The sequence below is a fragment of the Pseudomonas sp. PS02290 genome, from assembly GCF_029960075.1.
In the GTDB taxonomy this organism is placed as follows: Bacteria; Pseudomonadota; Gammaproteobacteria; order Pseudomonadales; family Pseudomonadaceae; genus Aquipseudomonas.
In genome coordinates this window covers 11956-29657 of the sequence record NZ_JASCOY010000065.1, presented here as the reverse complement: position 1 = coordinate 29657, position 17702 = coordinate 11956, and the positions used below count along the sequence as shown (strand labels likewise).

The 17702-nt window shown below is 63.1% G+C and carries 18 protein-coding genes, 1 pseudogene and 2 riboswitches; of the genes and pseudogenes, 10 read left to right on the top strand and 9 right to left on the bottom strand.

Translation table 11 applies throughout. The annotated features are described in order from the left end of the window. From QMX88_RS21895 to QMX88_RS21885, 3 genes and pseudogenes are all read left to right on the top strand, one after another. Positions 1-368 (top strand): annotated as a pseudogene (locus QMX88_RS21895) (copper-transporting ATPase); the annotation flags it as partial. Next, entirely contained in the window at positions 365-772 is a 408-nt protein-coding gene (cueR, locus tag QMX88_RS21890; protein ID WP_282372326.1) for a Cu(I)-responsive transcriptional regulator, read from the top strand. The pseudogene QMX88_RS21895 and the gene cueR, both read left to right, overlap by 4 nt. A gap of 44 nt (positions 773-816) precedes the next feature. Then, positions 817-1161 carry an MmcQ/YjbR family DNA-binding protein gene (locus tag QMX88_RS21885; RefSeq protein WP_282372325.1) on the top strand — a complete coding sequence of 115 codons (345 nt, stop codon included), beginning with the start codon at positions 817-819 and terminating at the stop codon, positions 1159-1161. 27 nt (positions 1162-1188) lie between these two features. On the opposite strand, the gene QMX88_RS21880 is transcribed toward QMX88_RS21885, so the two are convergent. Both QMX88_RS21880 and QMX88_RS21875 read right to left on the bottom strand, forming a co-directional pair. Then, the gene (locus QMX88_RS21880; RefSeq protein WP_282372324.1) at positions 1189-1632 is read right to left on the bottom strand and encodes a DUF1294 domain-containing protein; all 444 of its coding nucleotides are present in this window, start codon (positions 1630-1632) and stop codon (positions 1189-1191) included. Positions 1633-1639: 7 nt separating this feature from the next. Next, entirely contained in the window at positions 1640-2470 is an 831-nt protein-coding gene (locus tag QMX88_RS21875; RefSeq protein WP_192172066.1) for an undecaprenyl-diphosphate phosphatase, read from the bottom strand. A gap of 356 nt (positions 2471-2826) precedes the next feature. Here QMX88_RS21875 and pnuC point away from each other — a divergent pair, with 356 nt between their 5' ends. Then, positions 2827-3390, top strand: a complete 564-nt coding sequence (pnuC, locus tag QMX88_RS21870; RefSeq protein WP_282372323.1) for a nicotinamide riboside transporter PnuC — start codon at positions 2827-2829, stop codon at positions 3388-3390. 5 nt (positions 3391-3395) lie between these two features. Further along, positions 3396-3920, top strand: coding sequence for an AAA family ATPase (locus tag QMX88_RS21865; RefSeq protein ID WP_282372322.1), 525 nt, complete (start codon positions 3396-3398; stop codon positions 3918-3920). Between the two features lie 51 nt (positions 3921-3971). Here QMX88_RS21865 and QMX88_RS21860 read toward each other — a convergent pair whose 3' ends face one another. Beyond that, entirely contained in the window at positions 3972-5309 is a 1338-nt protein-coding gene (locus QMX88_RS21860; protein ID WP_282372321.1) for a sigma-54 dependent transcriptional regulator, read from the bottom strand. 398 nt (positions 5310-5707) lie between these two features. Between QMX88_RS21860 and QMX88_RS21855 the strand changes: the two genes are divergently transcribed. Next, on the top strand, positions 5708-5974 hold the full coding sequence (locus QMX88_RS21855; RefSeq protein ID WP_062381945.1) for a hypothetical protein: 267 nt from the start codon (positions 5708-5710) through the stop codon (positions 5972-5974). 36 nt (positions 5975-6010) lie between these two features. Here QMX88_RS21855 and QMX88_RS21850 read toward each other — a convergent pair whose 3' ends face one another. From QMX88_RS21850 to cobW, 4 genes are all read right to left on the bottom strand, one after another. Then, the gene (locus tag QMX88_RS21850) at positions 6011-6637 is read right to left on the bottom strand and encodes a vWA domain-containing protein (protein WP_282372329.1); all 627 of its coding nucleotides are present in this window, start codon (positions 6635-6637) and stop codon (positions 6011-6013) included. A 53-nt stretch (positions 6638-6690) separates the two neighbouring features. Next, positions 6691-7731, bottom strand: a complete 1041-nt coding sequence (locus QMX88_RS21845) for an ATP-binding protein (protein WP_282372320.1) — start codon at positions 7729-7731, stop codon at positions 6691-6693. 88 nt (positions 7732-7819) lie between these two features. After that, entirely contained in the window at positions 7820-11584 is a 3765-nt protein-coding gene (cobN, locus tag QMX88_RS21840; protein ID WP_282372318.1) for a cobaltochelatase subunit CobN, read from the bottom strand. Positions 11585-11586: 2 nt separating this feature from the next. Next, positions 11587-12660, bottom strand: a complete 1074-nt coding sequence (gene cobW / locus QMX88_RS21835; RefSeq protein WP_282372317.1) for a cobalamin biosynthesis protein CobW — start codon at positions 12658-12660, stop codon at positions 11587-11589. A gap of 127 nt (positions 12661-12787) precedes the next feature. Further along, a riboswitch (cobalamin riboswitch) is annotated at positions 12788-13019 on the bottom strand. A gap of 124 nt (positions 13020-13143) precedes the next feature. Further along, positions 13144-13376: riboswitch (cobalamin riboswitch) on the top strand. 99 nt (positions 13377-13475) lie between these two features. Here cobW and QMX88_RS21830 point away from each other — a divergent pair. The 4 genes from QMX88_RS21830 to cobM all read left to right on the top strand — a co-directional run bounded on the left by QMX88_RS21830 (position 13476) and on the right by cobM (position 15796). Next, the gene (locus tag QMX88_RS21830; RefSeq protein WP_282372316.1) at positions 13476-13685 is read left to right on the top strand and encodes a CbtB domain-containing protein; all 210 of its coding nucleotides are present in this window, start codon (positions 13476-13478) and stop codon (positions 13683-13685) included. Between the two features lie 11 nt (positions 13686-13696). Next, positions 13697-14416, top strand: a complete 720-nt coding sequence (locus QMX88_RS21825) for a CbtA family protein (protein WP_282372315.1) — start codon at positions 13697-13699, stop codon at positions 14414-14416. Then, the gene (locus QMX88_RS21820; protein ID WP_442969485.1) at positions 14413-14847 is read left to right on the top strand and encodes a cobalamin biosynthesis protein; all 435 of its coding nucleotides are present in this window, start codon (positions 14413-14415) and stop codon (positions 14845-14847) included. Before QMX88_RS21825 ends, QMX88_RS21820 begins: the two co-directional genes overlap by 4 nt. Positions 14848-15049: 202 nt before the next feature. Next, positions 15050-15796 carry a precorrin-4 C(11)-methyltransferase gene (gene cobM / locus QMX88_RS21815; protein WP_282372314.1) on the top strand — a complete coding sequence of 249 codons (747 nt, stop codon included), beginning with the start codon at positions 15050-15052 and terminating at the stop codon, positions 15794-15796. 95 nt (positions 15797-15891) lie between these two features. On the opposite strand, the gene nfuA is transcribed toward cobM, so the two are convergent. Both nfuA and QMX88_RS21805 read right to left on the bottom strand, forming a co-directional pair. Next, complete coding sequence (gene nfuA, locus QMX88_RS21810; RefSeq protein WP_133771305.1) at positions 15892-16485, bottom strand: Fe-S biogenesis protein NfuA; 594 nt, start codon at positions 16483-16485, stop codon at positions 15892-15894. A gap of 104 nt (positions 16486-16589) precedes the next feature. Then, entirely contained in the window at positions 16590-17609 is a 1020-nt protein-coding gene (locus QMX88_RS21805; protein WP_192172078.1) for an acyltransferase family protein, read from the bottom strand. Between the last annotated feature and the right edge of the window lie 93 nt (positions 17610-17702).

The following is a 17702-nucleotide window of genomic DNA, read 5'->3' as shown; positions in this document are numbered from 1 at the left end:
ACGACGCCCCTGCCTTGGCCGCCGCCGACATCGGCATCGCCATGGGCGGCGGCACGGACGTGGCCATGCACGCCGCCGGTATCACGTTGATGCGTGGCGACCCGCGGCTGATCCCCGCCGCCCTCGACATCAGCCGCAAGACCTACGCGAAGATCCGCCAGAACCTGTTCTGGGCCTTCGTTTATAACCTGATCGGCATTCCGCTGGCGGCGTTCGGCCTGCTCAATCCGGTGCTGGCGGGCGCAGCCATGGCCTTATCCAGCGTCAGCGTGGTGAGCAACGCCCTGCTGTTGAAAACCTGGACACCCAACAACGAATCCAAAGACGACCCCAAAGACACGCCCAACGACACGGGAGACGCCTCATGAACATCGGACAAGCCGCCAAACGCAGCGGCCTCAGCGCCAAGATGATTCGCTATTACGAATCCATCGGCCTGCTTCCGGCCGCCACCCGCACCGACAGTGGCTATCGCCTGTATGGCCCGAACGAGCTGCACACCCTGGCGTTCATCAAACGCTCGCGAGACCTGGGGTTTTCCCTGGAAGAAGTCGGCAAACTGCTGACCCTCTGGCAGGACCGCGGGCGCGCCAGCGCCGACGTCAAGGCGCTGGCCCACAAGCACATCGTCGAACTCAATCAGAAGATCGAAGAACTGGCCGGCCTGCGCGACACCCTGCAGAATCTGGTCAGCCACTGCCAGGGCGACCGCCGCCCGGACTGCCCGATTCTGGCGGACCTGGCCTCGAATGGCGGTCGTTCAAATGGTTAACGCAGGCTGCCGGTCACCCCTCACCCGCATTCAGGAACACTCCCATGCAGATTGAAGACGTCGCCGCGTTCTGCCTGAGTCTTCCGGGCGCGCGGGAGGATTACAAATGGGGCGGCGTCAGGGTGTTCTCCATCGCGGACACCAAGATGTTTGCGGTGATGGGCCTGGCGGGCAACGACCTGTCGTTCAAGGTCGGCGCCGAGTTGTTTCTCGGCTACGTCGACCGTCCGGGCGTACGGCCCGCGCCATACCTGGCCCGCGCCCACTGGATCACCCTCACCTACCCGTTCGCCATGGGCGAAGACGAGCTGAAGGACTTGCTGACCCGCTCCCATCAATTGGTGGTCGGCAAACTGTCGAAGCGCAGGCAGGTGGCGTTGAAGCTATAACCGTCGCCGCGTCTGCTTAAAAACGGCTCAGAACAGATGCCGCGAGATCAGGCGACCGCCGAACAGCAGACGGTCCATCCAGAACAACTCGTGCAGCAGGACAATCAGCCAGAACACCAACTGGTAGGAAAACTTGCGGGTCTTGTGGCGAAACACTTGCTGAGCCAGCAGCGCGCCGGGCCAGCCACTGAGCAGTTCGATCCCGTGCAGCAGCTTTTCCGGCGTGCGCTGTCCGCTGTGCCGGGCCTGCTTCTTGTCGTAGCCATACAGGGCAAATGCGACGACGCTCATCAGTGCGTAGATCGCCGCGGGCAGCCAGCTGACGCCGCTCGTCCAATACGTGACAACCCCGTAAACCGGCAGGCCGCACAGCAACAGCAGCGCCAGCAGCTTGAGTTTCAGAAAGCGCACGGCGACGGGTTTAGCAGCGGCCGGGCGACCCGGGTTTTGCGGTTCGAAGCGTTGAGTCATCGGAAGATCAGCCCTGCACGCTGGACCAGTCGACCCAGCCGAATTGCCAGGTCGCCAGGATCAGCAAGCCAAACGCGATGCGGTACCAGGCGAACACATCGTAGCTGTGGGTCGCGATGAACTTGAGCAAACCGCGCACGGCGATCATCGCGAAGATGAACGCGGCGATGAAGCCGATGGCGAACACCGGCAGGTCGTCGGGCTGGAACAGGTGACGGTATTTGTACCCTGAGTACACCGAAGCCGCGATCATAGTCGGCATCGCCAGAAAGAACGAAAACTCGGTGGCGGTCTTGCGTGACAGGCCGAACAGCAGCCCGCCGATGATGGTCGAGCCCGACCGCGAAGTTCCCGGAATCATCGCCAGGCATTGCGCGAAGCCGACCTTCAGCGCATCCACCCAGGTCATCTCATCCACGGTCTCGGCGTGAATCACATGCTCGCGGCGCTCGGCCCAGAGCATGATGAAACCGCCCAGCACCAACGCAACGGCGACAGTGATCGGGTTGAACAGGTATTCGTGGATCAGATCGGAAAACAGCACCCCGAGGACCATGGCGGGCAGCACGCCGACGATGAGGTTGGCGGTGAACCGCCGCGCTTCGGGCCGGGTCGGCAGCCCGGTGACCACGTCGAGGATCTTGCGACGAAACTCCCACATCACCGCCAGGATCGCCCCCAACTGAATAATGATATTGAACGCCATCGCGCGCTCGCCGCCAAAACCGATCAGATCCGCAACGATGATCTGATGGCCCGTACTGGAAATCGGCAAAAACTCCGTGAGCCCTTCTACAACTCCAAGTATCAGTGCCTGTGCGGCGGTCCAAAGATCCATCATTCCCCCGGCTGGAGCCCGCTCATGGCAAGGCTCTCTTGATTTGTATTACAAACTGTTGCGCGAACGATAAACGGTCGAGCGTAAAAAAAGCATGAACGCAGGCTGTCTGGCTCGGGCATGAGCGCGGCGATGCTAGCAGACCTTTTTGACGAACGCGCTAGCATGAATACTGGCGCGAAGGCTTTGACGTTTGTCTCAGCGTCGTTACATTTCCTCTATGAATCCCGCGGGTTGCCCGGGCTGTTTTTCCAGTGCCTTTTCAGACGCTTCCGACGCATCATCGCGCCCCACCTCGGGCGATAAAGCGCCTACAATCGCCGACCCGTTTTTTCATCGTTTCCTCAGGAGTTGCCATGTCAGGGCTTGAACTGTTCGCCGCCGCACTCGGTGTCATTGCCGTCTGGCTGACAGTCAAACAAAACCCGTGGTGCTGGCCGATCGGGCTGGTCATGGTGTTGCTCTACACCTGGATCTTCTTTGACGTGAAGCTCTACTCCGACATGCTGCTGCAGGTGGTGTACGCCGGGCTCCAGGTGTACGGCTGGTGGCAATGGACCCGCCGGGGCGCGGCGGACAACGGCCGCATCGTCACCTCGCTGGGCAGTGGCAGCCTGCTGCTCAGCCTGGTGGCCGGCGCGCTGGTCAGCCTTGTCCTCGGCGCGGCCATGGCCCACTTCACCGACGCCGCACAACCCTGGCTCGACGCCACACTGACCGGCTACAGCCTGGTGGCGCAGGTATGGATGGCGCAGAAGCGCGTGCAGTGCTGGCCGCTGTGGATCCTCCTCGACGTGATCTTCGTCGGCCTGTTTCTCTACAAAGCGCTGTACCTCACCGCCGGCCTGTACACGCTGTTCACCCTGCTCGCCGTGCAAGGCTGGCGTGACTGGCGCGCTGACCCCGCGCTGGCGCGTTGATCGGGATGAAAGTGCTGGTACTGACAGGGCCAGAGTCCAGCGGCAAGAGCTGGCTGGCGGAAGAGATTCAACGGCAGTTCGGTGGCGTGCTGGTGGGCGAATACGTGCGCCAGTTCATCGATGAGGTGCAGCGGGACACCGTTTACGCAGACATCGATGTCATCGCCCATGAGCAGCTGGCCTGGGAAGACGCCGCCCGTTCGCTGAAACCGGCGCTGCTGATTCTTGACACTCACCTGCTGAGCAACATCCTCTGGAGTCGCGCGTTGTTCAACGACTGCCCGGCGTGGCTCGAAGCCGCACTAGCCGAGCGCCATTACGATCTTCACCTGTTGCTCTCGCCGGAAGGCGTCGAATGGATCAGCGACGGCCAGCGTTGCCAGCCAGACCTGAGCGAACGCCACGCATTCTTCGAGGCCAGCCGGCAGTGGCTGGTGGCCCATGGGCAGACCTTCGAAGTGATTGGCGGGAGCTGGAGCTACCGCAGTGAGCGAGTGTTGCAACGGGTTGCCCAGCTGATTACCGACTGAATGCCTACCAGCCGGACGTAAGCGGCGCCGGACAACTCGCCCGACGCGCGATCAGCGAATCTGGTGTTTGTGCAGCAGGCGATAAAACGTTGGGCGAGAGATGCCCAGCACTTTGGCCGCCACGCTGAGGTTGTCGCTGTGACGGGTCAACACATCGCACAGCGCCTGCCGTTCCGCCCGAGACTTGTACTCATCGAGAGTGGCCATGCTGGAGCTGATCTCTTCTTCGCCCAGCAGCCCGAGGTCGAACGCTTCGATCTGCCGCCCTTCGGCCAGCACCAGCCCGCGACGTACCCGGTTTTCAAGCTCCCGCACGTTGCCGGGCCAGTCGTGCTTGCCCATGGCGACCAGCGCGTCCTGACTGAAATTACGCACCCGCCGGCCGGTCTCCCGGCTGTAGAACTGGGCGAAGTGATTGGCTAGCAAGGCCAGATCGCCGTGCCGCTCGCGCAGCGGCGCGGTGCCCACCTGCAAGACGTTGAGCCGGTAATACAGGTCTTCGCGAAAACGCTTCATGCGAATCGCCGCTTCCAGGTCGACATTGGTCGCCGCCAGCACCCGCACATCGACCGGGATCCGCTCGCCCGCCACCTCGATGTGCCGATCCTGCAGGAACCGCAACAGATTGGCCTGGACCTCCAGGGGCAGATCGCCAATCTCGTCGAGAAACAGCGTGCCGCCGTTGGCCTCTTCGATGCGCCCCGTCCTGCGCTGGCGTGATGCGTCGACGTCCTCCCCTGCCTCGCCGAAGAGTTCTTCCTGCAGCAAATGCTCCGGCGTCGCCCCGCAGTTGATCGAGATGAATGGCTGCTCGCGGCGCTGGGACTGCGCGTGCAGCGTGCGCGCGATCAGCTCCTTGCCCGTCCCGCCTTCGCCACGGATCAGCACCGGCGATTCGGTTGGCGCCAGCTTGCTCAGCAATCGCCGCAATTCGCGCATGGGCCGGCTTTCCCCCAGCAGTTGCGGACCCGGGCTCTCTCCGTACGGGGCGCCTTTGGCATAACTGGCACCTTTGGCACGCAGCCGTGCCATGCCGTAGGCGCGGCCTAATGTCACCTGCACCCGGGCAACGTCGAAGGGCAAGGTATGGAAATCGAAAAACCACTCACAGACCAAATCACCGATGTGCTCGCGGCGCAGGTCCTCGCTGGTCAGGACTGCGATCCATTCTGTATTGCTTCGGGAGATAAGGGATTTGACCACTTCGGGGTGTTCGAAATGCTCGGGCAGCAGGCGGATAAGGCCCACGTCACAGGGACGCAGCGCTGCCTCTTCAAGGGTGCAGCTGTCGACATCCCAACCCGCGATGCGCAAGCCGGGGACCAACTGCAGGCATTCCTCGCACGGTTCGACGATCAGCAAGCGGCGGATGGAGGCCAGATCATGCATGTGAGTTTCCTTGGCGCCGGGGTCGCATAGTGATCGTGGGAAAACGTTTTTTAAACAGTAGCTTGTGAAGGCCGATTGACACCATAGCAAGATTTTTGACGCGTCCTTGGATCGATTATCTATAAGCCTAAGATCGAAACGTGCTTAGCAGCGTGGCCTGAGATAGACGGCGATCGGGCGTGCGCTGCCAAGGCATTGCAGGAGTTTGGCCCAAGCGCGGCGAGGAAGCGCGATCGGACCGACGCTTAAAATAAATCAAGAAATTTCAGAAATGGGTGTGACTCAGCCGTGGGGGACGGTCATCAGTACAAGTAGCAACACAAGTAGCAATACGCGTAACCACCGAGCGAAACGCCCGCCGCCGGTGCCAACGGATACGGGCACTTTGAGGACAGTCCATGAACGCCCCCTTGCGCTTCAACGATGCTTTGCTGATTGCCGGTCACGCCTTTGAACCCTTCCAGTGCGTGGCTTGGGCCCCGCAGGACGGCAATGGCGAACTGAGCCTGACCGTCGTCGACCGCACCAGCACCCGCATTGGCCGCAAGCAGATCCCCAGCAGCGCCTACTCCGATCCGAAACAACTGGCGCAGTTCCTGGAACAGGCCCGTGCCGAGATCAGCGGCGAAGGCTACAGCCTTGAGCCGTGGACCATGCCCGCCTGAAGACCTGCTGATCTAACCCCTGCCGACGACGCGCGCTCAGCGCTCGTCGATGTGGCGGTAGTCGGCGTCCAGCTGCGCGGCGATGTCCCGGGCGCGGCCCAGTCGAATGGGCCCGCGCTCGATATCGATCAGCAGCACGGGGCCGCCGAACAAGGGAAGCGGCTGCGCCGGTCGTGCTGATAGCGTCGGCATGTCTTTGACGCGCCCGTCCGTGAGAATCAGCACCCGTTGCTGTTCAGCCGGGCAGCGCTTCTGCCGTTTTGCAGACCAGTCCGCCGCCTGATTGATCGCGTCGAACAGCGGCGTGCCGCCCCCAGCGCCCAATGCATCCAGCCAGGGTTGCAACGCGGCGCTGGCTTTCAAGCCCTGATGCTGCCAGCGCGCGCCCTTGCCGCTGGCGGTGAGCAACGCCAGCCTGGCGCGCTGCCGATACGCATCATCGAACAACCCCGCCAATAAACCCTTCGCCTGACTCAACGCCTGATTGCGCCGGGTCGATGCCGACGCGTCGACGATCACCAGCCAGAGCTGCTCCGGCCGGCGACTGCGGGGCTGACGTACCAGATCGTCACGAACCCGAGGGCGGCCGCGCAGCAAGGTCGGCAGCCAGGCAATGGCGCCCTCCGCACCGGGGCGGGCAGCGCCGTTTCTACCGCCGACCAGTGCGCCCGGTCGAGGGCTGGCATTCGCCCCCTTGGACAGGCGGGGGCGAATGCCTAGGGCTTTTTTGGCCAGTGGGGTACTTCTTTGCGACTGCCCGCCTGCACGCTGCGGGCGGGCAACTCACCCCAACTGCCCTCGCCTGTTTCTGGCGCTTCGTGCTGCGGCTGAGCGCCGTTGTCGGCTCTCGGCGGGCTTTGCTCCGATGACGCAGGCGGCCGGGATTGGGGCTGATGGGGCGGTTGCGGCTCGCGACGGCGATGGCGCAAGGCGAATTCGGCCACGGCGTCGATGTCGGTTTCGGTGATCCGAGCACCGCCGCGCCAGGCAGCATGGGCACGGGCCGCGCGCAACCAGACCAGATCCGCACGCAAACCGTCGACCCCGGCCGCAAAGCAACGCTCGGTGATCAGGCCCAGACTGACATCATCCAGCTCGATGTTCGGCAACAGGCTTCGGGCGGTTTCACACCGCGCCTTTAACGCCTGCTGCTGCGGGGCCCAGTGCTGGCAGAACGCTTCAGGTGCGGCGTCGAAATCCAGACGGCGGCGAATGATCTGCCCCCGCTGTTCCGGCAATGTCTGCCCGCTCAACGCCACGTTCAGGCCGAAACGGTCGAGCAACTGCGGGCGCAGTTCGCCTTCTTCCGGGTTCATGGTGCCGATCAGCACAAAGCGCGCGGCATGGCGATGGGAAATGCCGTCGCGCTCCACCAGATTGACCCCGCTGGCGGCCACGTCCAGCAGCAGGTCGACCAGATGGTCCGGCAGCAGATTGACCTCATCGACGTACAGCACGCCGCCGTCCGCCCTGGCCAGAACCCCCGGCGAGAATGCCGCGCGGCCTTCGCCCAGCGCCGCGTCGAGGTCCAGCGTGCCGACCAGGCGCTCTTCGGTTGCACCCAGCGGCAGCGTGACGAACTGACCGCTGGCCAGCAGATCCGCCAGCCCTCGGGCCAGGGTCGATTTGGCCATGCCCCGCGGGCCCTCGATCAGCACGCCACCAATTTTCGGGTCGATGGCGGTCAGGCACAGGGCGAGCTTCAGGTCATCGGCACCGACGACGGCAGCGAGGGGAAAATGTGGGGTGTCGGTCATGGTCGGTTCTCGTAAAGCCGCGGGTCAATCACGGTGTTCAATCCAGTCAGGCGTCTGCACGGGCTGCTGTGCAGGCCCTCATTCACGCTCATGACTCTTCGATGTCCAGCAACAGATTCTCCAGCGCCTCGCGGTACTCGCCCGGTTCCTGCCACAGGCCGCGCTGCTGCGCCTCGAGCATGCGCTCGGTCATGTCCCGCAGCGCATCCGGGTTGTGCTGCTGGATGAAATCGCGGGTCGAGGCGTCCAGCAGATAGGCATCGGCCAGGAGCGCGTATTGGTGATCGTCGATCAGCTCGGTGGTAGCGTCGAAGGCGAACAGGAAATCCACCGTCGCCGCCATCTCGAACGCACCCTTGTAGCCGTGGCGCTTGACCCCTTCGATCCACTTCGGGTTGGCCGCCCGGGAGCGCACCACCCGGTTGAGCTCTTCCTTCAGCGTACGGATCTTCGGCAGATCAGGCTGGCTGTGGTCGCCGTGATAACTGGCGACTTTCTCGCCGGACAGGCTTTCCACTGCCGCCAGCATGCCGCCCTGGAACTGGTAGTAATCGTTTGAATCCAGCACATCGTGTTCGCGGTTGTCCTGGTTCTGCAGCACCGCCTGAACCTGGCTCAGCCGCTTGGCAAAACCGTCACGGGCCGGCGTGCCTTCGTCGCTGCCGCCGTAGGCGTAGCCGCCCCAGTTCAGGTAGACCTCGGCGAGGTCTTCGCGGCTCTGCCACAAGCGCCCGTCGATGGCGTTCTGTACCCCTGCGCCATACGCGCCTGGCTTGGCCCCGAAGATGCGCCAGCCAGCCTGCTTCGCCGCTTGCTCGGCATCCAGACCGTCGCGCTGCAATTGCTCGCGCTCCTGGCGCACGCGGGCGGCCAGCGGGTTCATGTCGTCGGGCTCGTCCAGTGCTGCGACGGCCTGCACTGCGGCGTCGAAAAGGCGGATCAGGTTGGCGAAGGCGTCGCGGAAGAAACCGGAGACCCGCAGGGTGACATCGACCCGCGGCCGGTCGAGCAGGCTCAGGGGCAGGATCTCAAAGTCATCGACGCGCTGACTGCCCGTCGCCCACACCGGACGCACGCCCATTAGCGCCATGGCCTGGGCGATGTCATCACCGCCGGTGCGCATGGTCGCCGTACCCCAGACCGAAAGCCCCAGTTGACGTAGATAATCACCATGATCCTGTAAGTGCCTCTCCAGCAACAGATTTGCCGACTGGAAACCAATGCGCCACGCGGTCATGGTCGGCAGATTGCGCACGTCCACGGAGAAGAAGTTGCGCCCGGTGGGCAGCACGTCCAGCCGTCCACGACTGGGGGCGCCGCTCGGCCCGGCCGGGACGAATCGCCCACTTAATGCGCCGAGCAGGTTCGACATCTCGGCAGGACCGCAGGCGTCGAGGCGAGGGATAACCACTTCATGCAGGGACTGAACAACGTCGGACAAGCTGTTGTTTTCTAACCGATTACTGAGAGGCACGCCGCTGGCAATCTGCTCAATCATCTGCGCGGCCAACAGCTCCAGCCGCTCACGGGTATCACCCGTCGTGCGCCATGATTCAGCGCTGACTTCATGTAATGCGTGAGGTTTGTCGCCGGTCCATGGCGCACCGAGATCACAGTCCAGCGGGTCGAAATCCAGCGCCAGCGCCTGACTCAACGCCCGCAGCAGACTGGCCTGACCGCCGCGACCATCGCCGCGAGGCACGCGCACCATGGCCAGCAGCGTGTCGATGCGCAGCCGGCCGGTGGGCGACTCGCCGAATACGTGCAAGCCGTCGCGGATCTGCGACTCCTTCAGGTCGCACAGGTAGGTGTCCAGACGCGGCAGCCACACGGCGGCGTCGGCCTCGCTGTTGGCGTCCCCGTCCATCGCCAGTTCGCGGTCGATGTGGGTCTCGCGCACCAGCCTGAGAATGTCTTTTTGCAGCTCCCTGGCGCGGCGCGGATCAAGCAGCTGCGCTTCGTAATATTCGTCCGCCAGCAGTTCAAGGTCGCGCAACGGACCGTAGGTTTCGGCGCGGGTCAGCGGTGGCATCAAGTGGTCGATGATCACCGCCTGGGTGCGGCGCTTGGCCTGGGCGCCCTCGCCCGGATCGTTGACGATGAACGGGTAGATATTCGGCATCGGGCCAAGGATCGCGTCCGGCCAGCAATACTCGGACAGACCGACGCCTTTGCCCGGCAGCCATTCCAGATTGCCGTGCTTGCCGACGTGGATGACAGCGTGAGCGCCATAGCGTTTGCGCAGCCAGAAGTAAAACGCCAGATAGCCGTGGGGCGGGACCAGATCAGGGTCGTGATACACCGCGCTGTGGTCCACGTTGTAGCCACGCGCCGGTTGAATGCCGACGAAGGTCATGCCGAAACGCAGGCCGGCGATCATCATCCGCCCGTCCCGACACATGGGGTCGGTGTCAGGGGCGCCCCATCGCGCGATGACTGCATCGCGATTGGCTTGCGGCAGCGCTTGAAACGCCGCCCTGTACTCGTCCATGGCCATGCTCTGGTGGCACGGCCGTCGATCGAGGCTGTCCGGGTCATTGGTGACGCCGCCGAGCAAGGCGTGAATCAGCGCAGTACCGGTCTCGGGCAAGTCCTCAACAGGGTAACCCTCCGCCTGCATGGCCTTAAGGATGTTCAGCGCGGCCGCTGGCGTGTCGAGGCCGACGCCGTTGCCGATGCGCCCGTCGCGGGTTGGATAGTTGGCCAGAATCAGCGCTACGCGCTTGTCGGTGTTGGCGGTGCGGGCGAGCAGCACCCAGCGCCGGGCCAGTTCGGCGACGAAATCCATGCGCTCCGGCTGGGCGCGGTAGCAAACCACGTCGGACTGACTGCGCTCGCTGTGCCAGGCCAGGTCCTTGAAGCTGATTGGCCGGCTGATGATGCGCCCGTCCAGTTCCGGCAGCGCGATGTGCATCGCCAGGTCTCGGGGGCCCAGCCCTTGGGCGCTTGCCTGCCAGGCGGGTTCGTTGTCCTGGGCGCAAATGGCCTGAATGACCGGGATGTCTCGGCGAAACGGCCGAACATCCGGCGCTTCCGGGCTGGATTGGGCGAAGCCGGTGGTGTTGAGAATCACCTCGCAATCCACCTCGTCGAGCCAGTCCTGTATCGCGCTCATGCAGCCGGCTTCCTTCAGGCTGGCGACGGCAATCGGCAACGGGTTCAGGCCCTGGGCCGACAAGCGCTCGCAGAACACATCGATGAAGCCGGTGTTGGCAGCCTGCAGGTGGGAGCGATAGAAAAGCACGGCCGCGACCGGCTGATCGGCGCGCCAGTCGGCCTGCCAGCGGGCCAGGTCGGCGTTGGCGTTCTGCGGGTGATAAATCACGGTGCGCGGCAGGGTCTGCGGCTCGGCCCACGGGTAGTCGCCGCCCAGCCAGCGTGTGGCGATGAAATTGAACAGCGCCAGCGCGTTGTGCTTGCCGCCCTGACGCAGGTAATGCCAGAGACGCTCGCGGTCTTCGACGGATTCCGTGCTCAGGCCGCTCAGCTCGGGGTCTGGCCGATCACAGCCCGGGATCAGAATCAGCTTCACGCCTTTCGCGGCCAGCTCCACCAGCCGCTCGACGCCGTAACGCCAGTAGCCGATGCCGCCGTGCAGGGAAATCAGGATGACTTTGGCGTGGCGCAGCACCTCGTCCACGTACAGATCCACCGACGCATGGTTTTGCACCTGCATCGGGTTGGCCAGGCGCAGGCTCGGGTAGCTATCCGGCAATTGCCGCGCGGTTTCAGCCAGCAGCGCCAGATTCGAGTCGGCGCTGCACAGGATCACCAGCTCGGCGGGCGTCTGGCCCAGGTCAGCGATGCTGTCGTCGGGGACGAAGCCGCCGGGCTGTGTACGCAGCAGGTGCATGGTTAGCCTTTTATGCCTGAGACTGCGTCGCGCAATTGCGCTTCAAGGACGCCGGCGTCGAGTTCCTGGCCGATCAGCACCAAGTGGGTTTCCCGGGCTTCGTCTGCTTTCCAGGCGCGGTCGAAATGCTTGTCGAAACGCGTGCCGACACCTTGCACCAACAAGCGCATGGGTTTGCCGGGAATGGCGGCGAAGCCTTTGACACGCAGGATGCCGTGCTGGACGACGGCCTGGGTCAGCGCGTCGAGCAACAGCGATTCGTCGGCCTGGGGAAGCGTGATGGAAATCGAGTCGAAGGCGTCATGGTCGTGATCATCATGATCGTCGCCTTCGTGGTGATCGTGGTGGGTCTTGCGCCCGTCGATGTGCAGCTCGGATTCGGCGCCCAGGCCCAGCAATACGCTGATCGGCAGCTGGCCCCTGTTCGCTTCGACGATCTTCACCGCCGGCGGCAGTTCTTCGGCGACTTCGGCACGCACGGCGGCGAGAGCATCCGCGTCGAGCATGTCGGCCTTGTTCAGCACGACGAGGTCGGCGCTGGCCAGTTGGTCGGCGAACAGTTCGTGCAGCGGCGATTCGTGATCCAGGTTCGGATCGAGCTTGCGCTGGGCGTCGACTTGGTCCGGGAACGCGGCGAAGGTGCCTGCGAGCACGGCCGGGCTGTCGACTACGGTGATCACGGCGTCGACGGTGCAGGCGTTGCGGATTTCCGGCCACTGGAAGGCTTGGACCAGGGGTTTCGGCAGGGCCAGACCCGAGGTTTCGATGAGGATGTGATCGAGGTCGCCACGACGGGCAACCAGTTCCTGCATCACCGGGAAAAACTCTTCCTGAACGGTGCAGCACAGGCAGCCGTTGGCCAGTTCGTACACGCGACCGACGGCTTCTTCTTCGGTGCAGCCGATGGTGCATTGCTTGAGGATGTCGCCATCGATGCCCAGTTCGCCGAATTCATTGACGATGACGGCGATGCGTCGGCCTTCGGCGTTGTCGAGCATGTGCCGCAGCAAGGTGGTTTTGCCCGAGCCGAGAAAGCCGGTGACGATGGTGACGGGGAGTTTGGCCAGTGTTTTCATCGGTTGCCCTCAGGCGTGCGGCGGGGCAACGAGGACGAAAGCAGCGCAGGCCGGTGGAAGCAGGCGCGCGGTTCGATTCGCCACCGGATCACCCCGCCCGGTTGTAGTGGAATTCCTCGGCCGCTTGCAGGCGGTCCGATTCGAGGCAGGTCTCCTGGCTCACGGCGGCCGGTCGCTGATAGGCATCATCAGGCGACCGGTATTCATCGCGCCTTCCCGCTCGCGCAGTGGCTGTGCAATGAAGCTGTCCGTTTACAGTTGCGGGGGCAGCTGCGGCTTGATACCGCATTCCCTTCTTAGCGCCGGTGGCCTTGGTAGTTGATAAAGGCGCCCGGCGAACCTCAAGTGCGCAAGGCTACGCAGTGACTGGAGGCCGGTCAATCGCGCTTTGCAATGATCGCCGCACCAATTGACGCACCGATCGCTGCATTGATTGACGCATCGGCTGAAGGGCCGATTGACGAGCCAAACAGCCCGTGGTCTGCTACACACCTTGTTACGGGTGCCCTTCACAGGGTGAAACGGGAAACCGGTGCGTACAGACCTTCGGGTGTGTATCAGTCCGGTGCTGCCCCCGCAACGGTAAGCGAGTGAAGAGTCAGATCCACTGTGTCGGCAACGATATGGGAAGGCGATTCTTGAAGGCACGACGGCTGTCACGGCTGATGCATGTGCCCCTCGCGAGCCCGGAGACCGGCCCGATAACGCTACATAACACAACCCGCGGTGGGCGGGCGCTGTTGATCACTGCCGGCCTTCGCCTGCGGAGTCTTCGCGTCTTTCCGTCCGCTGAATCCACTTCAGAGGGAAGCGCCATGTCCATCAGCACACCCCGCCAGACGTCCGGCACCAGCACAAACACCACAACAGCCGTGACCGCCACCCAAAGCCAGCGCCTTGTCGCCGCCGTCAGCGCGATGTTTCTCGGTGCGTTTCTGGTGTACTTCGCCGGTTTCTCCCACATCGATGCGGTGCACAACGCAGCACACGACACCCGCCACAGCTCCGCCTTCCCGTGCCATTGAGACCCGCCGCCATGTTCAAGCGAATTGCGCAAACGGCCGGGTTCACCGGACTGCTCGCCGCCCTGTTGTTGACGCTGCTGCAGAGCTTCTCGGTGGCGCCACTGATCCTGCAGGCGGAGACCTACGAAAAGGCCCCGGCTGCTGAGATGCACGAGCACGCCGAGGGTGCGATGGCCGGCCACGTCCATGACGCCGAAGCCTGGGAGCCGGAAGACGGCTGGCAGCGCGTGCTGTCCACCACCGGCGGCAATCTGGTGGTCGCGGTCGGCTTCGCCCTGATGCTGGCGGCGCTGTACACCCTGCGTACGCCGACCAGTGCCCGCGAAGGCGTGCTGTGGGGGTTGGCCGGTTATGCGGTGTTCGTGCTGGCGCCCACTCTCGGTTTGCCGCCCGAGCTGCCCGGCACTGTCGCGGCAGACCTGACACAACGGCAGATCTGGTGGGTCGGCACCGCCGCCTCCACGGCTGCAGGCCTGGCGTTGATCGTGTTTGCCCGGCACTGGCTGTTGAAGGCCTTGGGCGCGGTGATCCTGGTGGTGCCGCATATCGTCGGCGCGCCGCAACCGGCGGTGCATTCGGCACTGGCGCCGGAAGCCCTTGAAGCGCAATTCAAGATCGCGTCGCTGCTGACCAATGCGGTTTTCTGGATTGCCCTGGGCTGGATCAGCGCCTGGTTGTTTCGGCGCAATGAAGCGACCGCGACGCACGTCGGTTTGAAGCCTGCTCTGTGAATGAAGTGCGCGATCGGCCGCTGTGGGTGGTCGGTCTGGGCTGCCAGCGCGGCTGTTCGGCGCTGGAGCTTCGGCAGTTGATGGAGGATGGGTTGCGGGAGGGTCGTCTTCAGCTGAAAGACGTTGCCGCCCTCGCCTCCATTGACGGCAAGTCGGCTGAGGTAGGGCTGCTGGTACTGGGTCATGAGCTGGGGCTGACGATCGGGTTTTTCAGCGCGGGTGATCTGGCGGCTTACGAGGCACAGCTGACTTACCGTTCGGACATAGCTTTCGAACGCACCGGCTGCTACGGCGTGGCAGAAAGCGCGGCGCTGGCGATGGTGACACGGTTGACCGGCGCGCCCGCGACCTTGGTCATCCCCCGCCGAAAAAGCCCCCACGCGACCTTTGCTCTGGCAACCGCAAACGTTAGGGTTGGAGCAATCTCATAGGCCGGCTCAACCTTGTAGGACCGGCTAGAACTGTAGGACCGGCTTTAGCCGGGAAGGCGTCAGTGGTCCCACCGCAGATTTTGCTGGTGTGCCCGAGGGCCCCTTCCCGGCTAAAGCCAGTCCTACAAAGTCAGACCGAGTGCGCTCAGGGAGAATGCATCCGACGAGCCACTGCTCAAATGAACCCCAATCAGGACACCCCATGACTGTTTTTTTCATCGGCGCCGGCCCCGGCGATCCGGACCTGATCACTGTCAAAGGCCAGCGGCTGATCCGCTCCTGCCCGGTGATCATTTACGCCGGTTCCCTGGTGCCTGAAGCGGTGCTGGAAGGTCATCAGGCAGTTCAGGTCACCAACAGCGCTCCATTGCACCTTCAGCAGATCATCGAGCTGATGAAATCCGCTCATGCACAGGGCCAGGACGTGGCGCGTGTGCATTCCGGCGATCCGAGCCTGTATGGCGCGGTCGGCGAACAAATCCGCTGCCTGCGCGAGCTGCAGATCCCCTTCGAAATCATCCCCGGCGTCACCGCCACCGCCGCCTGCGCCGCGTTGCTCGGGACAGAGCTGACGCTGCCGGACATCTCCCAGAGCGTGATCCTGACCCGCTACGCCGACAAAACCGACATGCCCGAAGGCGAAAGCCTGGGCGATCTGGCACGGCACCGGGCAACCATGGCGATCCATCTGGGGGTCAATAACCTCGGCAAGATCGTCGCCGAGCTGACGCCGCACTATGGCGCCGACTGCCCCATCGCCGTGGTGCATCGCGCCAGCTGGCCGGATCAGGATTGGGTCACCGGCACACTGGCAGACATCGAGGAGAAGGTGCGGATCAAGGGATTTCGTCGCACCGCGCTGATCCTGGTGGGTCGGGTACTGGGCAACGACGTGTTCAGCGAGTCATCGCTGTATCGCGCGGGCCATGCCCATGTGTTCAGGCCCTAGCGTGCGCCTCTAGACCTTGGCGAGCGCCCACAAAAAAGCCCCGAACCCGTCGGGGCTTGCCTGCAACACCATACTTCCTGGTATCACACGTTGACTCAGTAGTACGCGTTTTCTTTCTGAGTGTGGTCGGTCACGTCACGCACACCGGTCAGCTCGGGGATGCGCTCCAGCAATGTGCGCTCGATGCCTTCCTTGAGCGTGACATCTGCCTGACCGCAACCCTGGCAACCACCGCCAAACTGGAGAATGGCGACATTTGCCTCATCTTCTTCCACCACCTCGATCAAGGTCACCTGGCCGCCGTGACTGGCGAGGCCCGGGTTGATCTCGGTCTGCAGGTAGTAATTGATACGCTCGTTGATCGGGCTGTCGGCGTTGACCATCGGCACTTTGGCGTTTGGCGCCTTGATGGTCAGTTGACCACCCATGCGGTCAGTCGCGTAATCGACAACGGCATCGTCCAGAAACGCTTCGCTGAACGCGTCGATCCAGGCGGTGAAGCTTTTCAGGCCGATGGCCGTGTCTTCAGGTTTCTCTTCGCCCGGCTTGCAGTAGGCAATGCAGGTTTCAGCGTATTGGGTGCCAGGCTGGGTAATAAACACGCGGATGCCGATGCCGGGGGTGTTCTGCTTTTCCAGCAGATCGGCCAGGTAATCGTGGGCGGCATCAGTAATCGTAATAGCGGTCATGAAAATTCCTCGCAGACGTGGGGCGCAGTTTACGCCAATCAACTGCGCCTGACAAAGCCCTAGTGTTTTAGTCAGGTAAGCGGTTTGCCTCGACTAAAAACCCGTCATGACAGAGCTGCTTCCTTGCTCGCCCTTCTCTGATCCAGCCATCCCTTCATGCGTCGGTACAGGCCCTTCTCGATCCACTCATAACTGAGCCACGCCCCCAGGGCGATGACCGGCACACAGACGGCAAACACCACGTACGGGTTAATGCCATAACGCTCGCTCACCAGCCAGCCCGCGTACAGCACCAGCACGTGGAGCAGGTACACCGAATACGAGCAATCGCCCATGACTTTGAGAAGGCGGTAGTTACGCAGATAGGGTTCGAGGGAGATGCAGGCCACCACAATCACAGCGCTCGGCAGGCCCCAATTGATGATGCGAGGCGCCGGTTGCAGGTGGTCGATGGTGAACAGCGCGGCGCCGATCGCGATCAATGGCAACCACAACCGTTCGCTGATCCAGCCCCGGCGATACATCACGCCGACGAAGATGCCGAGGAGGAATTCGTAAACGATGTCATTGGCGTAGAACCGGCTGACCAGCCCCGACCGACCCAGCACGTCGGTAATGGCGAACAGCGCCGCCGCCAGAATCAACGGGCGCAGCCGTTGCTGAAACAGAAAAACCATCGAGAACAGGACGTAGAACAGCATCTCGTAGTTCAGCGTCCAGCCCACGTTGAGGGTGGGATAAAGGCCGTAACCGCCGGGGTTTTCCGAAGGGATGAACAGCAGCGACAGCACAAAGCTCTGCCAGTCGACCACCTGGTGGGGCAGCAGCGGCTGGGCAACCACGACCAAGACACCCATCACCAAGGTGTACAGCCAGTACGCCGGGACGATACGAATAACCCGGTTGAGCATGAAACGGCCGGCGGGGATGTCCTTGTCCACGGTTGACAGGTAGATGACCAGACCGCTGATGACGAAAAAAATGTCGACGCCGACCGCGCCTTTTTCAGTGAAAAAGCGGCCGACTGGCCCACTCGGATGGAAGTCGAAAAAAATCTGCATGAAGTGGTGACACACAACAGCCCACGCGGCGAGTGCCCGCAGGGCCTGAACCGAAATCAACATCTGCAACCTCTTGCTTCGTCTGGATTGACCCCTGGCGCTATACCGGCAAAGGCACGGCGTCGGAGAGCGACTCACAGGGTCCGACTTCGAAAA

Coding starts and splice junctions, on each gene's coding strand:
- QMX88_RS21855 (WP_062381945.1), top strand. CDS start 5,708: ATGAACGCCCCCTTGCGCTTCAACGATGCTTTGCTGATTGCCGGTCAC.
- cueR (WP_282372326.1), top strand. CDS start 365: ATGAACATCGGACAAGCCGCCAAACGCAGCGGCCTCAGCGCCAAGATG.
- cobW (WP_282372317.1), bottom strand. CDS start 12,660: ATGAAAACACTGGCCAAACTCCCCGTCACCATCGTCACCGGCTTTCTC.
- cobN (WP_282372318.1), bottom strand. CDS start 11,584: ATGCACCTGCTGCGTACACAGCCCGGCGGCTTCGTCCCCGACGACAGC.
- pnuC (WP_282372323.1), top strand. CDS start 2,827: ATGTCAGGGCTTGAACTGTTCGCCGCCGCACTCGGTGTCATTGCCGTC.
- QMX88_RS21830 (WP_282372316.1), top strand. CDS start 13,476: ATGTCCATCAGCACACCCCGCCAGACGTCCGGCACCAGCACAAACACC.
- nfuA (WP_133771305.1), bottom strand. CDS start 16,485: ATGACCGCTATTACGATTACTGATGCCGCCCACGATTACCTGGCCGAT.
- QMX88_RS21885 (WP_282372325.1), top strand. CDS start 817: ATGCAGATTGAAGACGTCGCCGCGTTCTGCCTGAGTCTTCCGGGCGCG.
- QMX88_RS21865 (WP_282372322.1), top strand. CDS start 3,396: ATGAAAGTGCTGGTACTGACAGGGCCAGAGTCCAGCGGCAAGAGCTGG.
- QMX88_RS21805 (WP_192172078.1), bottom strand. CDS start 17,609: ATGTTGATTTCGGTTCAGGCCCTGCGGGCACTCGCCGCGTGGGCTGTT.
- QMX88_RS21845 (WP_282372320.1), bottom strand. CDS start 7,731: ATGACCGACACCCCACATTTTCCCCTCGCTGCCGTCGTCGGTGCCGAT.
- QMX88_RS21875 (WP_192172066.1), bottom strand. CDS start 2,470: ATGGATCTTTGGACCGCCGCACAGGCACTGATACTTGGAGTTGTAGAA.
- QMX88_RS21880 (WP_282372324.1), bottom strand. CDS start 1,632: ATGACTCAACGCTTCGAACCGCAAAACCCGGGTCGCCCGGCCGCTGCT.
- QMX88_RS21825 (WP_282372315.1), top strand. CDS start 13,697: ATGTTCAAGCGAATTGCGCAAACGGCCGGGTTCACCGGACTGCTCGCC.
- QMX88_RS21860 (WP_282372321.1), bottom strand. CDS start 5,309: ATGCATGATCTGGCCTCCATCCGCCGCTTGCTGATCGTCGAACCGTGC.
- cobM (WP_282372314.1), top strand. CDS start 15,050: ATGACTGTTTTTTTCATCGGCGCCGGCCCCGGCGATCCGGACCTGATC.